The 19,303-nt window shown below is 40.5% G+C and carries 13 protein-coding genes and 5 tRNA genes; 8 read left to right on the top strand and 10 right to left on the bottom strand.

Features of this window, described 5'->3' with window-relative positions; genetic code table 11:
* Window positions 1-3 precede the first annotated feature (3 nt).
* Genes cobW through OA91_RS07200 form a run of 3 tightly spaced genes read left to right on the top strand, consistent with a single transcriptional unit; the run spans window position 4 to window position 6,372 of the window.
* Complete coding sequence (cobW, locus tag OA91_RS07210; RefSeq protein ID WP_063337405.1) at window positions 4-1,083, top strand: cobalamin biosynthesis protein CobW; 1,080 nt, start codon at window positions 4-6, stop codon at window positions 1,081-1,083.
* 60 nt (window positions 1,084-1,143) lie between these two features.
* Window positions 1,144-5,094, top strand: a complete 3,951-nt coding sequence (gene cobN / locus OA91_RS07205; RefSeq protein WP_063337404.1) for a cobaltochelatase subunit CobN — start codon at window positions 1,144-1,146, stop codon at window positions 5,092-5,094.
* Between the two features lie 60 nt (window positions 5,095-5,154).
* The gene (locus OA91_RS07200; protein ID WP_063337403.1) at window positions 5,155-6,372 is read left to right on the top strand and encodes a sirohydrochlorin chelatase; all 1,218 of its coding nucleotides are present in this window, start codon (window positions 5,155-5,157) and stop codon (window positions 6,370-6,372) included.
* 45 nt (window positions 6,373-6,417) lie between these two features.
* On the opposite strand, the gene OA91_RS07195 is transcribed toward OA91_RS07200, so the two are convergent.
* A complete protein-coding gene (locus OA91_RS07195) occupies window positions 6,418-7,989 on the bottom strand; it encodes a diguanylate cyclase domain-containing protein (protein ID WP_197477766.1) in 1,572 nt (523 codons plus the stop codon).
* 318 nt (window positions 7,990-8,307) lie between these two features.
* On the opposite strand from OA91_RS07195, the gene OA91_RS07190 reads away from it, so the two are divergent.
* From OA91_RS07190 to folE, 5 genes are all read left to right on the top strand, one after another.
* Window positions 8,308-9,558 (top strand): sensor domain-containing diguanylate cyclase, encoded by a 1,251-nt coding sequence (locus OA91_RS07190; protein WP_063337401.1) that lies wholly within the window; start codon window positions 8,308-8,310, stop codon window positions 9,556-9,558.
* Window positions 9,559-9,800: 242 nt separating this feature from the next.
* A complete protein-coding gene (locus OA91_RS07185; RefSeq protein ID WP_063337400.1) occupies window positions 9,801-12,221 on the top strand; it encodes a putative bifunctional diguanylate cyclase/phosphodiesterase in 2,421 nt (806 codons plus the stop codon).
* A gap of 26 nt (window positions 12,222-12,247) precedes the next feature.
* Complete coding sequence (locus OA91_RS07180) at window positions 12,248-13,183, top strand: 2-hydroxyacid dehydrogenase (protein ID WP_063337399.1); 936 nt, start codon at window positions 12,248-12,250, stop codon at window positions 13,181-13,183.
* A 78-nt stretch (window positions 13,184-13,261) separates the two neighbouring features.
* Complete coding sequence (locus OA91_RS07175) at window positions 13,262-14,209, top strand: phospholipase A (protein WP_197477759.1); 948 nt, start codon at window positions 13,262-13,264, stop codon at window positions 14,207-14,209.
* Window positions 14,210-14,456: 247 nt separating this feature from the next.
* A complete protein-coding gene (gene folE / locus OA91_RS07170; protein ID WP_046016934.1) occupies window positions 14,457-15,140 on the top strand; it encodes a GTP cyclohydrolase I FolE in 684 nt (227 codons plus the stop codon).
* A gap of 103 nt (window positions 15,141-15,243) precedes the next feature.
* Here folE and OA91_RS07165 read toward each other — a convergent pair whose 3' ends face one another.
* The 9 genes from OA91_RS07165 to pth form a co-directional block, all read right to left on the bottom strand.
* Window positions 15,244-15,939, bottom strand: coding sequence for a TIGR04219 family outer membrane beta-barrel protein (locus OA91_RS07165; protein WP_063337398.1), 696 nt, complete (start codon window positions 15,937-15,939; stop codon window positions 15,244-15,246).
* Between the two features lie 196 nt (window positions 15,940-16,135).
* On the bottom strand, window positions 16,136-16,807 hold the full coding sequence (locus OA91_RS07160; protein WP_046016937.1) for a TIGR04219 family outer membrane beta-barrel protein: 672 nt from the start codon (window positions 16,805-16,807) through the stop codon (window positions 16,136-16,138).
* A 182-nt stretch (window positions 16,808-16,989) separates the two neighbouring features.
* Window positions 16,990-17,064: transfer RNA gene (locus OA91_RS07155), tRNA-Gln, on the bottom strand.
* A gap of 16 nt (window positions 17,065-17,080) precedes the next feature.
* Window positions 17,081-17,157, bottom strand: a tRNA-Met gene (locus OA91_RS07150).
* A 20-nt stretch (window positions 17,158-17,177) separates the two neighbouring features.
* A tRNA-Gln gene (locus OA91_RS07145) sits at window positions 17,178-17,252 on the bottom strand.
* Between the two features lie 16 nt (window positions 17,253-17,268).
* Window positions 17,269-17,345, bottom strand: a tRNA-Met gene (locus OA91_RS07140).
* Window positions 17,346-17,373: 28 nt separating this feature from the next.
* Window positions 17,374-17,448: transfer RNA gene (locus OA91_RS07135), tRNA-Gln, on the bottom strand.
* Between the two features lie 120 nt (window positions 17,449-17,568).
* Window positions 17,569-18,660 carry a redox-regulated ATPase YchF gene (ychF, locus tag OA91_RS07130; RefSeq protein ID WP_046016938.1) on the bottom strand — a complete coding sequence of 364 codons (1,092 nt, stop codon included), beginning with the start codon at window positions 18,658-18,660 and terminating at the stop codon, window positions 17,569-17,571.
* A 50-nt stretch (window positions 18,661-18,710) separates the two neighbouring features.
* Complete coding sequence (pth, locus tag OA91_RS07125; RefSeq protein WP_063337397.1) at window positions 18,711-19,295, bottom strand: aminoacyl-tRNA hydrolase; 585 nt, start codon at window positions 19,293-19,295, stop codon at window positions 18,711-18,713.
* Window positions 19,296-19,303 lie beyond the last annotated feature (8 nt).

Genomic DNA, 19,303 nt, shown 5'->3' with positions numbered 1-19,303 from the left:
ATAATGCAACTTAATAAAATTCCAACAACTATTGTTACTGGCTTTTTGGGCAGCGGTAAAACCACTTTACTTTCTAATGTATTAAAGCAAGCCCAAGGCAAGCGTATTGCTGTGATTGTGAATGAGTTTGGTGAACTGGACATTGACTCTGATTTACTACGTTCATGCCCACTAGACTGTGATGATGAAGAGGCGAGTACAACACAAAACGGTGAAGATGGTTTTTATGAACTCGCCAATGGTTGTATTTGTTGCACCGTTGAAGAAGAGTTTTTGCCTGTTATGCAGCAGTTAGTCGCGCGTCGTGATGATATAGACCACATTTTGATTGAAACCAGTGGTTTGGCGTTACCTAAGCCATTAGTACAAGCCTTTAACTGGCCTGGCATTCAAGAGTATTGCACGGTTGATGCTGTGATTACTGTTGTCGATGGTCCGGCGGTTGCTGCAGGCCGATTTGCTCATGATGAAGCGTTAGTGCAAAAGCAACGCTTAGCAGATGAGAGTTTAGATCATGACCCAAGTTTACAAGAGTTATTGGATGATCAGTTAAGTGCAGCAGATTTAGTGGTCGTCAGTAAAAATGATTTACTCGCCGAAGCTGAACGTGAGCAAGTTAAAAAAGTGGTTGCTAATAAAGTGCCTGACACAGTGAAAACGGCGTATATCGACAATGGTGTAGCAGCATTAGACATGCTACTAGGCATGGATGCGGCGTCTGAAACGCGTATTGATCATGTACATAATCACCATGACCATCACCATGCACATGGTGAGCATCATGATCATGCCCACGACCATTTTGACTCTTTCGTGATTAGTATCGGCGAAGTGGACTCTGATCGCTTAGAGCAGGTTCTAAATGGTTTAATTGCGTCCCACAATATCTATCGTGCCAAAGGCTTTGCAGCGGTAGCAGGTAAACCAATGCGTCAGGTGTTCCAAGCGGTAGGTAAACGTCTTGATAAATACTTTGACCGTTTGTGGAATGCAGAAGAAGCACGCCAAACTCAATTAGTCTTTATCGGTAAAGGCATTTCTAAAGACGCTGTTGAAGCTGAATTAAATAAAGCCTTGGCTTAACTTTGGTTTTGATTAGATCAGTTTTAAGCCTGATTGAATAAACGAAATAGGAAATAACAAGTGCATCTTTTAGCAGCGAAACCGGGTGGCTTTGTCGATGATGAAGGTATTATCGACCTTGATCAAAGCCCTGCTGATATTGTGTGTTTAGCTGCAGCTGACTCCTTGCTGTCTGCTTTAGCTCAAGGTGTAACAGCCATTGATCACACGCTTGATAGCCAAGCCCCAAGGCCCAGTATACGCCTCGCTAATTGGATGCAATTGTTAAAGCCAGCTGCCTATGATCTTTATGAAGATAAGGTGCTTGAAAAGGCCAAGTTAGTCGTTGTGTCTTTTTTAGGGGGCAAACATTACTGGCCCTATGGCTATGAAAGGTTGGTTGCTTGGTCTAGAGCGAAACCTGGCCGTACTTTGGTTATGGTGCCTGGGGATGATGTGCCAGATCCAGAGCTTGCTGCAACCTCTAATCTAGGGGATTTTGAAAGCCATAAGGTTTGGCGTTTTTTACGTGAAAGTGGCACAGAGAACCTGGCTTCCTTTTGGCATTTTTTGTTTGATCAGGTGTTTGCACTTAGCCAATACACTTGGCAAGAGCCTAAAGCACTGGCTTCTTGCCTGGTTTACTTAAAGGGGGGCGCCTCTAGTCTTGTTGAGTGGCGTTCTCATTATGTAGACCAGTTGCAACAGGGTGAAAACTCAAGGCCAGTTTGTTTATTGGTGTTTTATCGCAATCATTTGCAAAGTGCTAATACGCAAATGTTTGATCAATTAATTCGCATTTTAGAGGCGCATGGTTTAGTGCCCTTAGCGGTTGCTGTGACGTCTCTTAAAGATGCTGAATCTTTGCAAATGCTTAATGGTTTGATCGAGAGTACGGATGCTAAACTGGTGCTCAATACTACTGGTTTTGCTAGTAATCGTGCCCCTAGTCCTGATCTAGCGCCATCTCCAACTGATTTTCAGTCGAGCTTCGAACGACCTTTACCTGTCTTACAGCTGGTTCTCTCTAGTAGTACTGAAGAGGATTGGCAGGAACAAAACCAAGGCCTACGAAATCGCGACCTTGCTATGCAAGTGGTCTTGCCTGAAATGGATGGCCGTATCATTAGCCGAGCGGTGAGTTTTAAGCAACAAAGCTATTATGATCAGGCTTGCGAGATTGATTTGATCCGTTATGCCATTCATCAAGAGAGAGCGCATTTTGTTGCAGCATTAGCAAAAAAGTTTGCCAATCTTGCTGTGAAACCTAATAGCGAAAAACGTATCGCTTTAATTTTGGCTAACTATCCAACCAAGGATGGACGCATTGGTAACGGCGTTGGGCTGGATACACCAGCCTCGACAGTGACTATTTTAAATGCGTTAGCTGAGTCAGGTTATCCTATTAATGAGATACCAGAAGATGGCAATGCGCTGATAGAAAGTTTGCTTGGTAGTGTGACAAACAATCCTAATACCTTGCATCACTTAGGGTGCTGGCAAAGCCTTAGTCTTGATGAATATAATAAACACTTTGCCTTGCTGCCTAAAGCATCTCAAGAAGCCGTTTTATCTCGCTGGGGGGAGCCCGAAGCAGACCATAAATGTCGAGTTCAAAATGGCCAAGCTCGTATCATGCTGGCAGGGATTCGTTTAGGTCAAACCTTTGTTGGTATCCAGCCTGCGCGGGGGTTCAACCTTGATTTGGCGGCGAATTATCATGATCCAGATTTGATACCGCCCCATAGTTATTTAGCCTATTACTTTTGGCTAAGACATGTTTACAAAGTTGATGCCATTATTCATGTGGGGAAACATGGCAATTTGGAATGGTTGCCGGGGAAGGGGTCTGCTTTATCTGATGAGTGTTGGCCTGATATTGCGATGGGGCCTATGCCTCATTTCTATCCTTTTATTGTGAATGATCCAGGAGAAGGGTCACAAGCAAAACGTCGTACTCAAGCCGTTATCATCGACCATTTAATGCCACCTATGACGCGGGCTGAAAGCTATGGTGAATTGGCTGAACTTGAAAACTTGGTCGACGAATTTTATCAAGCCATGGGAATGGATGAGCGACGTGAAAACTGGCTGAAAGAGCAGATATTAAAGCTGGTAAAAGAAACACATGTATTAGATGAATTAGCGCCAAACTCAGGTGAAGATGAAGCTGTACTTGCAGAACTTGATACCTATTTATGTGAAATCAAAGAGTCTCAAATTCGTCATGGTTTGCATCGACTCGGGCAATTACCCGATAGTGAAAAGCTTGCAGATACCTTGGTTGCTTTATTAAGGCTGCCTAGAGGGACAAGTATCGAGTCACAAGGCATTATTCACAGTTTGGCTCGCGACTTTGGCTTTATATGGGGTTCTGGTGAGATCGGCTCAGCTAAAGATGATCTTGCATTTGACCCTAGCCAAGCAAGTTCAGCGCCTTGGTTAAATGATAAACCTGCGATACTTGATAGTTTGCTAGAAAACCATTGGCGCACCCACGCTGATACCAAAGAGCGTCTAGAAGTGTTTGCGCAAAAGTTGATTCTTGAGCACTTATTGAGTGAAAAGTTAGATGGCCAGTTAAATGATCAGTTGGATAATAGGCCAACTGATAACGCCAGTGGTTACAACTATGATCTTGCTAATTTACCCAACACTCAGACGCTATTAAGTCATGCGAAACAGACACTATTAGTCGCGCTTAAAGAGAGCGAAAGAGAAGAAATAAATGCCATCATCAAAGGCTTAGCAGGTAAATTTGTCGCGCCAGGGCCAAGTGGGGCACCAACCAGAGGTCGTTTAGATACCTTACCAACAGGTCGTAACTTTTTCTCCGTTGATAATCGGGCTATTCCTTCAAAGGCGGCTTGGGTCTTGGGAGAAAAGTCCGCTGAGGCGCTTATTTTAAGGCATCTTCAAGAGCATGGTGACTATCCTAAAGAGTTAGGGCTATCTGTTTGGGGAACCGCCACTATGCGTACAGGCGGGGATGATATTGCTCAAGCGTTTGCGCTGATGGGAGTTAGGCCTGTTTGGGCGGCGGGCTCTAATCGCGTGACTGACTTTGAGGTTTTATCTTGTATGCGATTAGGTCGGCCTAGAGTCGATGTCACTCTAAGAGTTTCCGGCTTTTTTAGAGATGCTTTTGCTAGCGTTATGCAGCTTTATGATGCCGCTGTGCAAGCGATAGTGGATTTTGAAGAGCCGGGCACAGGTAATTTGATACGTAATAATGTGCTTGCTCGCCAGCAAGCCTTGGAAGCGCAAGGCCTAACAAAAGAAGAAGCGAGGCAAGAAGCTAGTTATCGCGTGTTTGGCAGTAAACCCGGTGCCTATGGTGCGGGTTTGCAGGGGCTTATTGATGAGCGCTGCTGGGATACTCAAGTAGATTTAGCAGAAGCTTATGTTAACTGGGGCGGTTATGCCTATGGGGCTAAACATCTTAAAGGTGAGGGCATAGAGGCGAAAGGGGCCTTCGAGCATCGACTTTCTCAGTTAGAAGTCGTGGTGCAAAATCAGGATAATCGCGAACACGATATTTTAGATTCTGATGATTATTATCAGTTTCAAGGTGGGATGACGAATGCGGTGACTCAATTCGCAAAAAAGTCCCCAGAGGTTTATCTCAATGATCATTCGAATCCAAGCGCGCCTAAAGTACGAACCCTTAAAGAAGAGCTAAATAGAGTGGTGCGTTCTCGCGTACTTAATCCTAAATGGATTGAAGCCATGCAAGAACACGGGTATAAAGGCGCCTTTGAAATGGCAGCGAGTATTGATTATTTGTTTGCTTATGATGCGACAACCGATTTGGTTGCGGATTATCAGTATGAAAAAGTCACTGATGCCTTAGTATTTGATGGGGCCAATCGAGCGTTTCTAGAGCAAAATAATATTAATGCCTTAGAAGAAATGGCTGAGCGCTTATTAGAAGCTTGCCAACGTGGTATGTGGCAAGAGCCCAATGGCTATGAAACGAAATTACAAGACCTGCTACTTGAGCTAGATATGAGGCAAGAGCAGGCGAATTAACTTAGCTAGTGCCACAAGTGCTAGTACTAAAACAATTATATTTAAGACGGTAGAGTAAAGATGACAAATAAATTAGCCGCGAATGCCGGCATCATGATTTGCGGGCACGGTAGTCGCGATAAAGATGCGGAACGTGAATTTGGTTTGGTTGCAAAAGGTTTAAAGGAACGCTTTCCTGATGTGCCGGTTGAGTATGGCTTTTTAGAGTTTTCTGCTCCCAACATTCATATGGGGCTAAATCGTTTAATCAAGCAAGGTGTTGAACATATTTATGCTGTTCCTGGTATGTTGTTTGCAGCAACACATGCTAAAAATGATATTCCATCTGTATTGACTACCTTTGCTGAAAAGCAAGGCAATGTCGAAATGACCTACGGCCGTGAGCTTGGTTTACAAGACGATATGATTGATGCTTTTCAGGCTCGTATCTATGAATCTCTTGGCTTAGATGCTGAAAACCCACCAGAAAATTTATATGACACCATGCTGGTGGTCGTTGGTCGTGGTACCTCTGATACTGGTGCAAATGCAGAAGCAGCAAAACTGACCCGCATAGTGAATGAAAATATGGGGTTTGGTTGGGCGGATACGGTTTATTCTGGCGTAACTTACCCTTCTGTGGGTGTGGGTCTTGAGAAGCTAATGAAGCTAGGGTTTAAGCGTATTGTTGTTGCACCTTACTTCTTGTTCACTGGCCGTCTTATTAAGCGTATTCAAGGTTATGTTGATAAAGTGGCCGCTGAAAACCCTGGTATTGAATTTGTACAAACGCCTTATCTAAATGATCACCCAAAAGTGATTGATGCTTTTGAAAACCGTGTGATGGAAATTGTTAACGGTGATGAGTTAGGCGAAGAAAGTCTAATGGCCTCCTTTAAACGACGTTTAGCGGCGGGTGAAGTGGATGTGCATCACCACCATGCTGAATTTGTTGACCCTGAAGACGATACACAAGGCGCCTCTCAGGCTGATCATTCACATGATCACAGTCATTCACATGATCATAGCCACTCTCATGATCACAGTCATTCACATGATCACAGTCATTCACATGATCATAGCCACTCTCACAGTCATGGACATTCCCATAGTCATGGCGACGGCCATCAGCATAGCCATGGTGTGTATCAGCATATCTCGCACCCATTAGGTCCAAGAACCATGATAGGTGAAGGCGTGTGTTGTTGCTTTATGAGCCAATTCCCAGACGAGTTATTGGAAGAAGAAAAGGCAAGAATCGAAGGTGATTGTAGCAAAGCGGCTTTTGCTCATAAGTAAGGCTGTGTTCTTCAAAAGCGCAATAGTGTAGCCTGTTGCGCTTTTTTAGCTTTTAAGAGTAGAAGAATAAAGGATGGCTTTATTTTTTCCTCTTTCTTTCGCGTGGTACATTGCCTGATCTGCCTGGTGAATCAGCTGATCTGCTGTCGTCTTCTTCGTTGGGATGTTTCTCGTGATACCAATACAAGCACCAATATGCAGTTCTAATCCATCTATAATGTAAGGTGTCGTCAGTAAATCTAAGATTTGATTAACCTCAGACATCAGATTATCTAGGTCTCCAGGACGGTGAATAATAATTAAGAATTCATCCCCACCATAACGCGCAGCTAAATTGTTCTTTCGCGTATTTTCAGAGCGAATTCGCCTAGCAACAGCCTGAAGTAACCTATCTCCTGTAATATGACCATACTTGTCATTAATAGGTTTAAAGTTATCTAAATCGATAAATAGTAAGGCAAAATCTTCTTGTTTGTCAGTTAGCTTTTCCAAAGTGTTAATGGCTGACATGCGGTTTGCAAGCCCAGTAATAAAATCTAGATTGGCTAGATTGCGGCTCTTTTCTTCCGCTTCTTTTAATTCAATCGTCCTTTCATTAACTTTTTGTGATAGCTCTAATTTATCCTTTTCAATCTGCTGAGCCATGTGATTGAAACTTAACATGAGAGCAGAAAACTCTTTTGTGGGTGGCATTCTGCTCTTTTTAGTTTTTGACTTACTGTCAAAGCTGCCAGCGATACGATTTGTTCTTTTGGCTAAGGTTTTTATCGGTGCTGTAATAATGCCTGATATCCACCAACTCAGTAGTGCCGCTGTTGAAAATGAGATTAATGCAATGATTAAGGTTAATTGCTTAACCCTTTTAATACTCACGTCCAATTCGCTAAGTGGCTGTGGCACCATGACACCCCAACCAGTTTGATCAATAACATTAAAGCCTGCGATCATGTCTTGCATCAGAGCAGGGGAAAAAAACTGACTTACTCCTGTTTCGCCTGCCATCATTTTTTTAACAATGGATACCTTAGAAAGGTTTTTTCCAGAGCTTTCCCAGTCACTATTTGGATGAGCAAGTATACGCCCTTTTTTATCAACTATGGCCGCGTGCCCTTTTTCACCAAAGCTAATAAGTGATTGAATTTCTTTAATATACTTTCGATTTAGTGCGGCTAACCAAAGTTGGTTATTATCATCTTTTAGGTATAAAAAAAGACTTGGTTCAGGTAGGAAACCATGTTTTAAATCGGAGAAATAGACTTTGTTTTTAGTAATTGATTGGCTGTCTATTCTAAGACTAAATAGAGAGTTTGGCGTATAAATGGCTTCGCCAAAGTAAGTCATTATTCGGCGGCCTTTATGATTGTATTTGCCCAAGGTATGGATATTAAGCTGCTGTAATAATGCGTTTGTTATTTCTTTATTATCATTAGTATTACGAGAAATAACGGATGTTTTGAGTGCGCTACTTAAATCTTTTGTATAGCGATTCAAGGCAAATGTTATATTGTTCGCTATTAATAGGTGCTTTTCATTTACTGCTTCATATATTTGTTCCTTAATGATCTTGTTTGTCCACAGGGATAAACCAAAAATCGGAATTAAGGTAATTGAAGTCATTACACAAAAAATAAGTAGTCTTAACGATATCATATTGGAAATAGGCTTACTTATGTTGGTTTTAAAATTGACACAATTGATGCTCTAACTGTGTCTTATGTATAGTGAAGTCCATTTTCAATTAAGTAAAAGAAAAATTTACTTGCTGCCAGATTTAAAAATTAACTATTTGACTAGGCCTCTTTCCGCCAGCCCTGATTTGAGAGTATAGTTGTTTTAAGCATTTTAATTTATCTAGATTACAATGATAGCTTACATAAGAGACCAAATATATTTATTCAAGTTCTTCTAAAGTACTAATTTTTGGCTGTGTTTTATATGAATAAACAAAGAAGGGATTTAATCGATCCAAATTATGGCATGGTTATTCATCGAGATTTTGTTCCTCTCTACGCTGATGATAACTATGCTAAGTTCTTTGGCTTTAATGAGGGCCAAGATATTCTTAAGCTGCCAAGTATTTTTCCTTTGGTAAATGAAGGACAAAGAGAGGTAAGTTTAGAAAATTATAGAGCCCTAATGAATGGAGAGGTAAAGCCTCAGGTTCGATCTTTTAGGCATCTAGATCAAAATAATATTGAATTTTTTATCCTTGCGATTGAGCACATAGTGGATTGGCAAGGAGAGCCTGCTTTACAAATAACCTTTATTGATATTTCAGCCTTAACCCAAGCTGAAACTAAAATACGAGAAAGCGAACAGAAATTTAGAGACCTTATCGAAGGCTCTATTCAAGGTATGGTAATACACAGAGACTTTAAGCCTCTTATGGTTAATCAAGCTTATGCCAATATGCATGGTTATGATTCGCCTCAAGAAATCATGGCGCTAGATGATATTAGCTCTTTCTTTTCTGATAATAATGTTGAAACACCTTTAATTCGTGCATCTCAAATTTTAGCCAATCAAACACCTGACCCGAAATTGAGATTTAAGAACCGTCGAAAGGACGGCTCAGTTTTGTGGGTTGAGTTAGTCGAACGAAAAGTCACTTGGAATGATGAGGATGCCATACAGACCACTTTGGTTGATGTGAGTGAACAAGTCAGAATGGAACAAAAGTTGACCATGATGGCGATGACAGACTCGTTAACTGGCTTATTTAATCGTCGTTTTCTGATGGATAAGGCGGCAGAATTTTTCGCTACTGAAAGAAATTTAACATCCACTATTGCTTGTGTTCTTATTGACCTAGATAGGTTTAAACAAATAAATGATAATTTTGGTCACAGTGCCGGTGATGAAGTGCTAAAAGCTTTTTCAACACGTTGTCAGAGTGTGATTAAGGAGCCAAATTACTTTGGTCGATATGGTGGTGAAGAGTTCTTAATCATGATGCCTGGGTCAAAAGTGCAGGCGGCTATGCAACTGGCTGAAGAAATTCGATTAATCTGTGCAAGTGAGGCTTTAGAAACTAAGTTAGGCCAATTTAGTATTACTATTAGCGCTGGTATTTCGTGTTTACTCCCAACAGATACGAATGTGGATCAATTAATTGACCGAGCAGATAAAGAGCTATATCAGGCAAAAAAATCAGGCCGAAATAGGGTTGTTGGTTTAACCAAGTGAGCTTGGCTAGGTTTCTTCTGGAGTATAGGGGGAATTAAACTATAATTATCAATAGCTTCTATTAGGACCTTCACTTACCAATATCCTTAAAAAATTATATTGATTTTGTTTAAAATTATGGTGAATATGAAGCAAATTTAGTGAACCATGATTTTTTGCATTTTCATATTGAGCATTTCATGTGTCTAAGCTGGAACTGACTATAATATTAGTTTGTATATCATGATGAAAAGGCGTTTTGAGTGAGATCAGCATTAACTAAACCACTTTTTCTTAAGCAAGCCCTATATACGCTGTTGTTTGCTGTAGGCTTGAGTCTTGTTGCCAGCTTAATTAAGTTTTATACGGACATCATTGAAGTTAGAAGTGAAGTAGACAAAGAGTTTACTCAGCTACTGGAATTAATTGAAAAGCCAGCGGAGCAGGCTGCTTTTCGCTTCGATACCGTCTTTGCCAATCAACTGGTTAATGGTCTTACTAAAAAAACCTTAGTCTATCGTGCAGAACTCGCAAGTGAGGATGGTTCACTTTTGGGGGTGGCCCGGCGGGATGACTTTAAAAGTCGTTTCTATAAAATTCTTGCAGATTTCTTATTACCGGATGTGGCTCATTATAGTATTCCGTTAACTTATGAGGGCAGTGCCTTATTTGTTGGTAAGTTAAGTATATGGGTTGATCAGGAATTAGTTGTTCAAAACTTTATCAATGAAAGCCTAGATGGGCTGTTTTTGAGCTTACTAAAAGATATCTTTTTAGCATCATTAATTTCCCTCGTTTTCTTTGTCATTGTGACAAGACCGCTTAAAAAACTGACTACGATACTACTTGCGCATAGTGAAGACTTATCTCAGCCTTTGCCGAAACTTGATGACACTGAGTTCGTGAATAATGAACTTGGCGCTTTAAGTGATGCTTTTAGTGAGATTTGGTGGAAGTTAGAAAGCACCTTGAAAGCACTGGAAAGAAGTGATGCTCATTCAAAAGCTATTATCTCTCAAGCAGGCGATGCCATTTTCCTCTCTGATATAGAAGGCCAAATCTCTTTGGTGAATAAAGCGGCGGTTAAAATGGTCGGTGTTGATGAGTATCAGTTGACTCACTCTCATTTACGTAGTCTACATGCTGAAGATAGCTGGACAAAATTCTATCAAGATTTAGTTAAACAGCCTCTCGATACACCATTAACCATTGAAACCCAATATAAACATTCATCTGGGGCGATTACACCGACTGAAATTCGTTTAATCAAATATGTATTACAAGATTCAATTGAAGTTTTAATTCTTGCACGTGATATTTCGGCTCGTAAAGAAGCGGAAGATAAGATTAATCATCTGGCTTATTTCGATTCTCTCACCCATTTACCTAATCGCCATTGGATCATGGAAACACTAGAGTCTTCCATGTCGATTAGTCGTGAACGAAAAGTAAAAGGGGCCGTTTTGTTTTTAGACCTAGATAGGTTTAAAAACATTAATGACTCTTTAGGTCATGATGTTGGTGATCAGTTATTACAAGTTGTAGCGAATGACTTTAAGGTTTTGGCTGAGGGTGATATTTGTGTAGCTCGACTTGGGGGAGATGAATTTGTATTTCTTTTCCCATTCCTAGAGGGAGACCTTGAGCTTATCACTGAGAAGGTGTCTATTTTTGCGCAGCAGATAATACAGACTTTTAACAGAGCTAAGTTTGTTGGCGCTCACGAAATGCATATTTCTGTCAGTGTCGGTATTACATTATTTGATGGCTTTGAAGATAATGTTGGTGTTTTGTTAAAACAAGCTGATACAGCCTTGTATAAGGCGAAAGATGCAGGTCGTAATACCTATCGTTTCTACAAAGCAGAAATGCAGGTGCTAACCGATGATAGGCTCAAACTGGAAAAAGCCTTACATAGAGCCATGACTCATAATGAGTTCGAGCTTTATTATCAACCTCAAAATAATGTTAAAGGTGAGCTGTTAGGTGCTGAAGCTTTAATACGTTGGCATGATGGTGATAATGGATTTATCCCTCCTGCTCAGTTTATTCCGCTTGCAGAAGAAATTGGTTTGATTATCGAGCTAGGTGAGTGGGTAATGGAGAATGCTTTCTATCAGCTGTCACAATGGCTGAAACGGGATTTGTGGAAGCCTGAATGGACCTTATCTATTAACGTAAGCCCAATTCAGTTCCAGCATCCTGAGTTCCTAATTATTTTGGAAAAATTGTTATTAAAGTACAATATTCCAGCTAGTTTGATTGATATAGAAATCACGGAAAATATGCTGCTAACTGATTTACAAGCCAGTCGTTTAAAGATGGAGCATATTAGATCTTTAGGGATGAAGTTATCAATTGATGACTTTGGAACTGGCTATTCGTCTTTGCAATATTTGAAAACACTGCCAATAGAAAGGCTTAAAATTGATCAGTCTTTTGTACGTGATTTGTTAGTTGATAGTGGTGATGCAGCTATCGTAGGTGCTGTAATTGCTATGTCAGGAGCACTTGATATTGAGGTATTAGCTGAAGGGGTTGAAACTCAAGAGCACTTGCTAAGGCTTGAAGATATGGGCTGTTTAAATTATCAAGGTTATTTATTTGGCCGCCCAGTTTCTGCAACTCAGTTTACGTTTAATCATCTACTGGCTGTGTCATTTCAGAATGACTCTATTACCTAATCTGACTTTAACGAGATTCTACTTGTATGATTGCACTGGTTACTCAACTCAGTGATGCTGAAAATCAAGCTTGGTTGGCATTATTTAAAGAACAAATGCCTGCAGAAGAAATCGTGAAATTTAGCCAGATGAATAGTGAGCAAAGGCTGGCTTGTGACATTGCTATTATTGCTAATCCACTTCTTGAACATCTAGAAAGCCTGCCAAATCTAGTTTGGGTCCATAGTCTGTGGGCTGGTGTTGAATCCTTAGTGAAAGCAGTAGAGAAAATGAAGTTAACCTTGGTTCGCTTGATTGACCCTATGCTGAGCCAGACAATGGCTGAGGCGGCATTGGCTTGGACCTTGTATCTTCATCGCGATATGCCTAAATATGCCAAGCAGCAGTCCCAAAAAATATGGCATCAGATAGAGTACACAGAGCCAAAAGATCGTCATATTTCTATCCTAGGCCTAGGAGCTTTAGGCCAAGAGGCTGCAAAGGTTTTAAGTGCCCAAGGCTTTAAGGTATCAGGCTGGAGTTACTCGCCAAAAACCTTGGAAGGGGTGGATTGTTATCATGGTGAAGAAGGTTTGCAAACCATGTTGACCAATACTCACATTTTAATCTGCTTGTTGCCTTTAACTGATATGACTAGTGGTTTGATAAATCGCGAGTTTATCGCTCATTTACCGGATGGTGCTCAGCTTATCAACTTTGCCAGAGGTGGTATTGTTAATTCGACCGACTTGTTTGCAGCGCTTGATGCTGGGAAGCTTGATCATGCTGTTTTAGATGTATTTGAGCAAGAGCCACTAACCTGTGATAGTAAGTATTGGCAGCATGAGAAAGTTACTGTTTTGCCTCATATTTCTGCTCAAACTAACCCTGTTTCTGCGAGTAAAATCGTAGCAAAGAATATCGATAAATATCGCCAGCAAGGTATTATTCCTGATGGTGTTGATATGGGTAAGGGTTATTAGCTTTAACTTCCCTAATTAAATTTTGTAGGCACTCGCATTTATGCGTGAGTGCTTTTTAGTCATGCTGGATTCTATATTGTGTTGAAACTTTTTATATGTCTTTTAGGCTTGTCTTGCTTTACTGTGTTTGCTGACTCACCAGACCTTGATGTTGAAGAGGAATCAGTTATTGAAGAAACACCAATCTTGATTGAGCCTGAGCAGCCTGCTTCTATTTCTCAAAGGGCAGATGAGGCAGATGGTCTTATTGAGCAAAGGGTGGAAAAAGAATCTGCTTCCTTACAAAACCCTTTTGTTATTACCCCTCATAAACCAAATTACTTCTTACCTGTTAAATTTCAAGATGATACAGATGCCAGTGATGCTTCTGCCTTTAGTGGAGAACTTGAGGATATTGAATTTAAGTTTCAGCTGAGTGTTAAATTTCCCTTAGCTCATAATTTATTCGGCACTAAGGCAAGTTTATGGGGAGCCTATACTCAGCAAGCTTTATGGCAATCCTATAACACAAAGATATCCTCTCCATTTAGAGAAACAAATTATGAGCCAGAGAGCTTTGTGCTATTTGATTTTGAAAGGCAGATTACTTCAAGTTTAAAAGCAAAATATATTTCTGTCGGCTTTAACCATCAATCCAATGGTAGGACCGAGCCTTTATCGCGTTCTTGGAACCGTATTTTTGCGGAGTTTTTCTTTGAAAGTGAGAATGCTGTTATTTCTTTGAAGCCCTGGTACCGAATACCAGAGGGAAGTGAAGATGACGATAATCCTAATATAGAAAAGTACTTAGGATATGGTGAGTTAAATGCAGTATATGTGTTGGACGACTATAGTATAGATCTTATGTTAAGAAATAACTTAAGATCGGAAAATAAAGGTGCTATTCAACTTGGTTTTACATTTCCTATGTGGGGTAAAACACGAGGTTATATCCAGTACTTCGATGGTTACGGACAATCGTTAGCAGAATATGACGATCATGTTCGCAGTATAGGAATAGGGGTTATGCTAACAAACTGGCTATGATTTACCTTTTTGATTAATGTCTTAGACGGGCTTACTGTTTATTGGCTCTAATCTAATGAGGTGATTAAAGTACTTAGTTTGTTGTATTTATTGGTTAGCTTAATTTGAGGCGAATAATTTGTGTTTGTTTCAGTTATTCGGCTTGTTCTCTTCCTGTCGTTTTGATGGTATTAACTTGCATAAAAATTGGTGTAGAATAGCGGAAATTTATGACACCCTTGATGCGACAGCACATTAGGACACAAGTATGACAACAGTATTAGCCACTCAGCCTGTTATTAATGAATTACCTTTAAGTTCTGAGGCTATTCGTGTTCGTGACGCTTTGATTAAGCATGGGCTAGAAACGCCTATGATAGATAACGGTTTGAGCACAGAAGAAAAATACCAACGTATTCAAGCTTCATTCGTGGATATAGTAACAACCCTTGGTCTTGATCTTACAGATGATAGTCTGGCTGAAACGCCTCACCGTATTGCTAAAATGTACGTAAAAGAGATTTTCTCTGGCCTTAATTATCACGCCTTTCCAAAAATTACTGTCATTGATAATAAAATGAAAGTAGATGAAATGGTAAAGGTGAAAGATATTAGCTTTACCAGTACTTGTGAGCACCACTTTGTCACAATCGATGGGTTGGCAAAAGTTGCTTATTTGCCGAAAAAGAAAATTATTGGTTTGTCTAAAATTAATCGTATTGTGAGATTTTTTGCTCAAAGACCTCAGGTACAAGAAAGGTTAACTCAGCAAATCTTAGTGACTTTGCAGGTATTATTAGAGACGGATAATGTGGCTGTGACCATTGATGCTACTCACTATTGTGTCAAAGCGCGTGGTGTGATGGATGCAAGCTCATCAACACAAACAACGGCATTAGGTGGTTTGTTTAAGCAAAGTGATAAGACACGTGCAGAATTCTTGAATAGCTAATAAGTACGCAGTATGAGATACAAAAAAGCCCAGTTTTTGACTGGGCTTTTTTGTATCTGTTGAAAATATTTAAAACGCTAGATCGTATACTAAGCTAGTGCAATTAAATATCTATGTTAATACCAATAAAGATACCCGAGTTGTCGCTGTATACATCTAGGTCTGATACATCGACTAAATCTATTTCATGTTGACGATAACCCGCCTCGATTCCGACTAAGAAAGGAGACTCCCACTTAACTTTAATGCTGGTATCAGTAATGCTTGAATCATCGTAAGACAGATATTTTATTTCGCCACCAATTGATAGTCCTGTTCCTGGAATATCGATAAATGGAGAGGCGTATAGCATGGGTAATGTTTCTGATAAGTCTGTTCTATCATTCGAAATTTCTACATAACCATCATATTGTCTTAGGGTAATACCTAAATCTAGGTTGAGCCAAAATAGGCCATCTAATAGCTCATAGTACAAGGTGAAGTCTGTGTGTGATAAATCGATAGAGGCTGCTGCATTGCTATAAGAGGTGCCATTGTAAGTGGCTGTAGCAGTACCGTCAGCGGTTATTTCTGTACCTTGGATACGTAAATTAGGAATGACAGGAATAGGGTGCTCAAGGGCAATACCATAATAGATGCCACTATCCGCATCCATGTCACTGGTACCTGTTGTATTTGTATCAGCGGCCCATAAATCCGCGTCAGGTGAGTATGAACCTACTTCAGCGGTTAAGCCTAAAACATCTGCATTTGCGTTAGCGGCAATAAGGAGTGTGCCAAGAATCAGTGCGTGTTTCATTGTTTTCTTCCTTATGTTGGGTGATGCTTTAGGGCTTCATTTAAAGCATCAGCATATTCATTTTTAATAACCTATATAAGTTTATCGGTGATACTTGGCGTCTCTTGAGGGTTGGGGCTGTGTTAGCTTTACTTAGGCATAAAAAAGCCCAGTAAATACTGGGCTTTTTAGAATAACTTTGTTTTGTGTTTATTTATTAGATGTCGATGTTAACACCTAGGAAAACACCAGAGTTCTCACTCACAACATCACGACCTGAAACATTTTCAAAATCGATATCATGTGTGCGGTAACCTGCTTCGATGCCTACTAGGAATGGTGATTCCCATTTAACTTTAAGTGTTGTATCTGTGACATCTTTATCGTCGAAAGAGCCAACTTTGAATTCACCGACAACTGATAGACCTGTGCCTGGAATAGAGAAAGCAGGAGCGGCGTAAAACATAGGGACCGTTTCATCTAGATCAGTTTCAGAACCAGAGATAGAAACGCTACCGTCGTATTGACGGAAACTCACACCAGCATCAAGGCTTAGCCATAGTAGACCGTCTAGTAGCTCATAGTAAGCTGTATAATCAGTGTGAGACATATCAACAATAGTTGCGTTACCACCACTTGTGCCATCAGCTTCTAGCTCTGTACCTTGAATACGTACATTTGGAATAAGTGGGATTGGGTGTTCAAAGGCAATACCGTAATAAGTGCCTGAATCTGCATCCATATTGTTGCTTGATACAGATGTGCCAGTAGTTGCAGCTGTTGTGTCTGCATCGGGAGAAAAACTACCCACTTCTGCAGTTAAACCAAGAAAGTCAGCATTTGCATTTGCAGCCACTAATAGTGAGCCAAGAATAAGTGCAGGTCTCATAATATATCTTCCCTTTTGTTGGATATAAGTTACGAATTGTAAGAGTGTGAACTTTGGCTAATTATAAGATGATATGACGTAAGAACTAAAGTTAAATAAAGTAAGAATACAATTTAGTATCAGAAAAGATTAAGCAGGATAAGAGTTTAGTGTAAGGAAATGAAATCAGAAGAAGAGTGTTATGGCTGGGGTAGCTGGATTCGAACCAACGCATGACAGGATCAAAACCTGTTGCCTTACCGCTTGGCGATACCCCAATCAAAAACTGTTTAGTGGTGGCTATGACTAGATTCGAACTAGTGACCCCATCATTATGAGTGATGTGCTCTAACCAACTGAGCTACATAGCCTTTACTATGTTAGGTAGAAATGGCTGGGGTAGCTGGATTCGAACCAACGCATGACAGGATCAAAACCTGTTGCCTTACCGCTTGGCGATACCCCAATCTCTAAGTAATTAATGGTGGCTATGACTAGATTCGAACTAGTGACCCCATCATTATGAGTGATGTGCTCTAACCAACTGAGCTACATAGCCATAATTACTTTCCTAACTTTGCTTGCAATGGCTGGGGTAGCTGGATTCGAACCAACGCATGACAGGATCAAAACCTGTTGCCTTACCGCTTGGCGATACCCCAATTGCAAACCAGAAACAAATTATCTTTTACTCGATCCCCTGTCTCTGGGTGCGATATTATTCATATAAGCCCTTATCGGGTCAAGCTTTTTTCTGAAAATATCTAAACAATTTAATTTTTTTATACATTAAAACGGAAATGCATCACATCACCGTCTTTTACGATGTAATCTTTACCTTCTAGACGCCACTTACCGGCTTCTTTTGCACCACTTTCACCTTGATATTCAATGAAGGCATCATAGGCAACAACTTCAGCACGAATGAAACCTTTCTCGAAATCAGTGTGGATAACGCCAGCAGCTTGTGGGCCAGTCGCACCTTGCTTAACAGTCCAAGCACGTACTTCTTTAACGCCAGCCGTGAAATAAGTTTGTAGGCCAAGTAATTCATAACCCGCTCTGATAACGCGATCAAGGCCTGGCTCTGTCATGCCCATTTCATCTAGAAACTCTTGCATCTCTTCTGCATCAAGTTCAGAAATTTCTGCTTCCAACTGGTTGCAGATAGGAACAACAACTGCATTCTCTGATTTGGCAATTTCAATGACTTGGTCAAGGTATGGGTTATTTTCAAAGCCATCTTCAGCCACGTTTGCGATATACATGGTTGGTTTGGTTGTTAAAAGGTGAAGTAATTTCACTTCTTTTTTCTGATCGTCGGTTAAATCCATAGAACGAACAGGCAAGCCGTCTTCAAGGTGAGCTTTAATGCTTTCTAAAAAGGCTTTGTGGGCAATGGCGTCTTTGTTTCCACTTTTTGCATTTTTAGCCGTACGTAAGATTTGCTTATCGATAGACTCAAGGTCAGCAAAAATAAGTTCTAGGTTGATAACTTCAATATCAGCTTTTGGATTAACATGGTTAGACACGTGAATCACATTTTCATCTTCAAAGCAGCGAACAACATGGGCAATCGCATCAGTTTCGCGAATGTTGGCTAGGAACTTATTGCCTAGACCTTCACCTTTAGATGCACCTTCTACTAAACCAGCAATATCAACAAATTCCATTGTTGTCGCTAAAACGCGTTCTGGGTTAACGATTTTTGCTAAAGCATCTAAGCGTGGGTCAGGCATAGGAACAACACCTGCGTTTGGCTCAATCGTGCAAAAAGGGAAATTCTCCGCGCCAATACCTGCTTTGGTTAGTGCGTTGAATAGAGTTGATTTACCGACGTTGGGTAGGCCAACGATGCCGCAATTAAAGCCCATAATAAGTCCTGAATTGTTATCTTAAATAGTGTTAACGCTAAGCCTAGTAATTAAGCTTTAAAGCTGTGTAGTTGGTTCATTACAGGATTTAGATCCCCTGTAATTATGCTATCAATATGACGAAGTGATTCATCAATTGTTGCTTCAATTTGTTGATACTCGTCCTGAGGTGCTTTGGTTAATACATAACCTGCAACTTTACTAGCATGTCCTGGATGGCCTATGCCAAGTCGTAAACGGCCAAATTCACGGTTATTTGCCAATTTGGAAATAATGTCTTTTAGACCATTATGACCGCCATGACCACCACCGCGTTTGATTTTAACTGTACCAGGAGGGATATCTAGTTCGTCATGAATGACGAGTACTTCTTGAGGAAGGATTTTATAAAACTGGCAAACAGCTTGAACTGCTTTACCGCTTAAATTCATATAGGTGGAGGGAATAAGTAGATAGCATTCCTGCCCACCTATATAAACTTTGCCAAATTGGCCAAAGAATTTTCTATCGTTTTTAAGAGAGCACTGACTCTGGCGAGCCAGTGCTTCGATCAATTGAGCGCCGGCATTATGGCGAGTGTTCTCATATTCGGTTCCAGGATTACCTAAACCAACTAATAACTTGAAACTTGCCACAATACCGC

Source organism: Marinomonas sp. SBI8L (assembly GCF_001624705.1).
Lineage (GTDB): Bacteria > Pseudomonadota > Gammaproteobacteria > Pseudomonadales > Marinomonadaceae > Marinomonas.
Note: the sequence above shows the minus strand (reverse complement) of the source record. Positions and strands in the feature narration are given on the sequence as shown.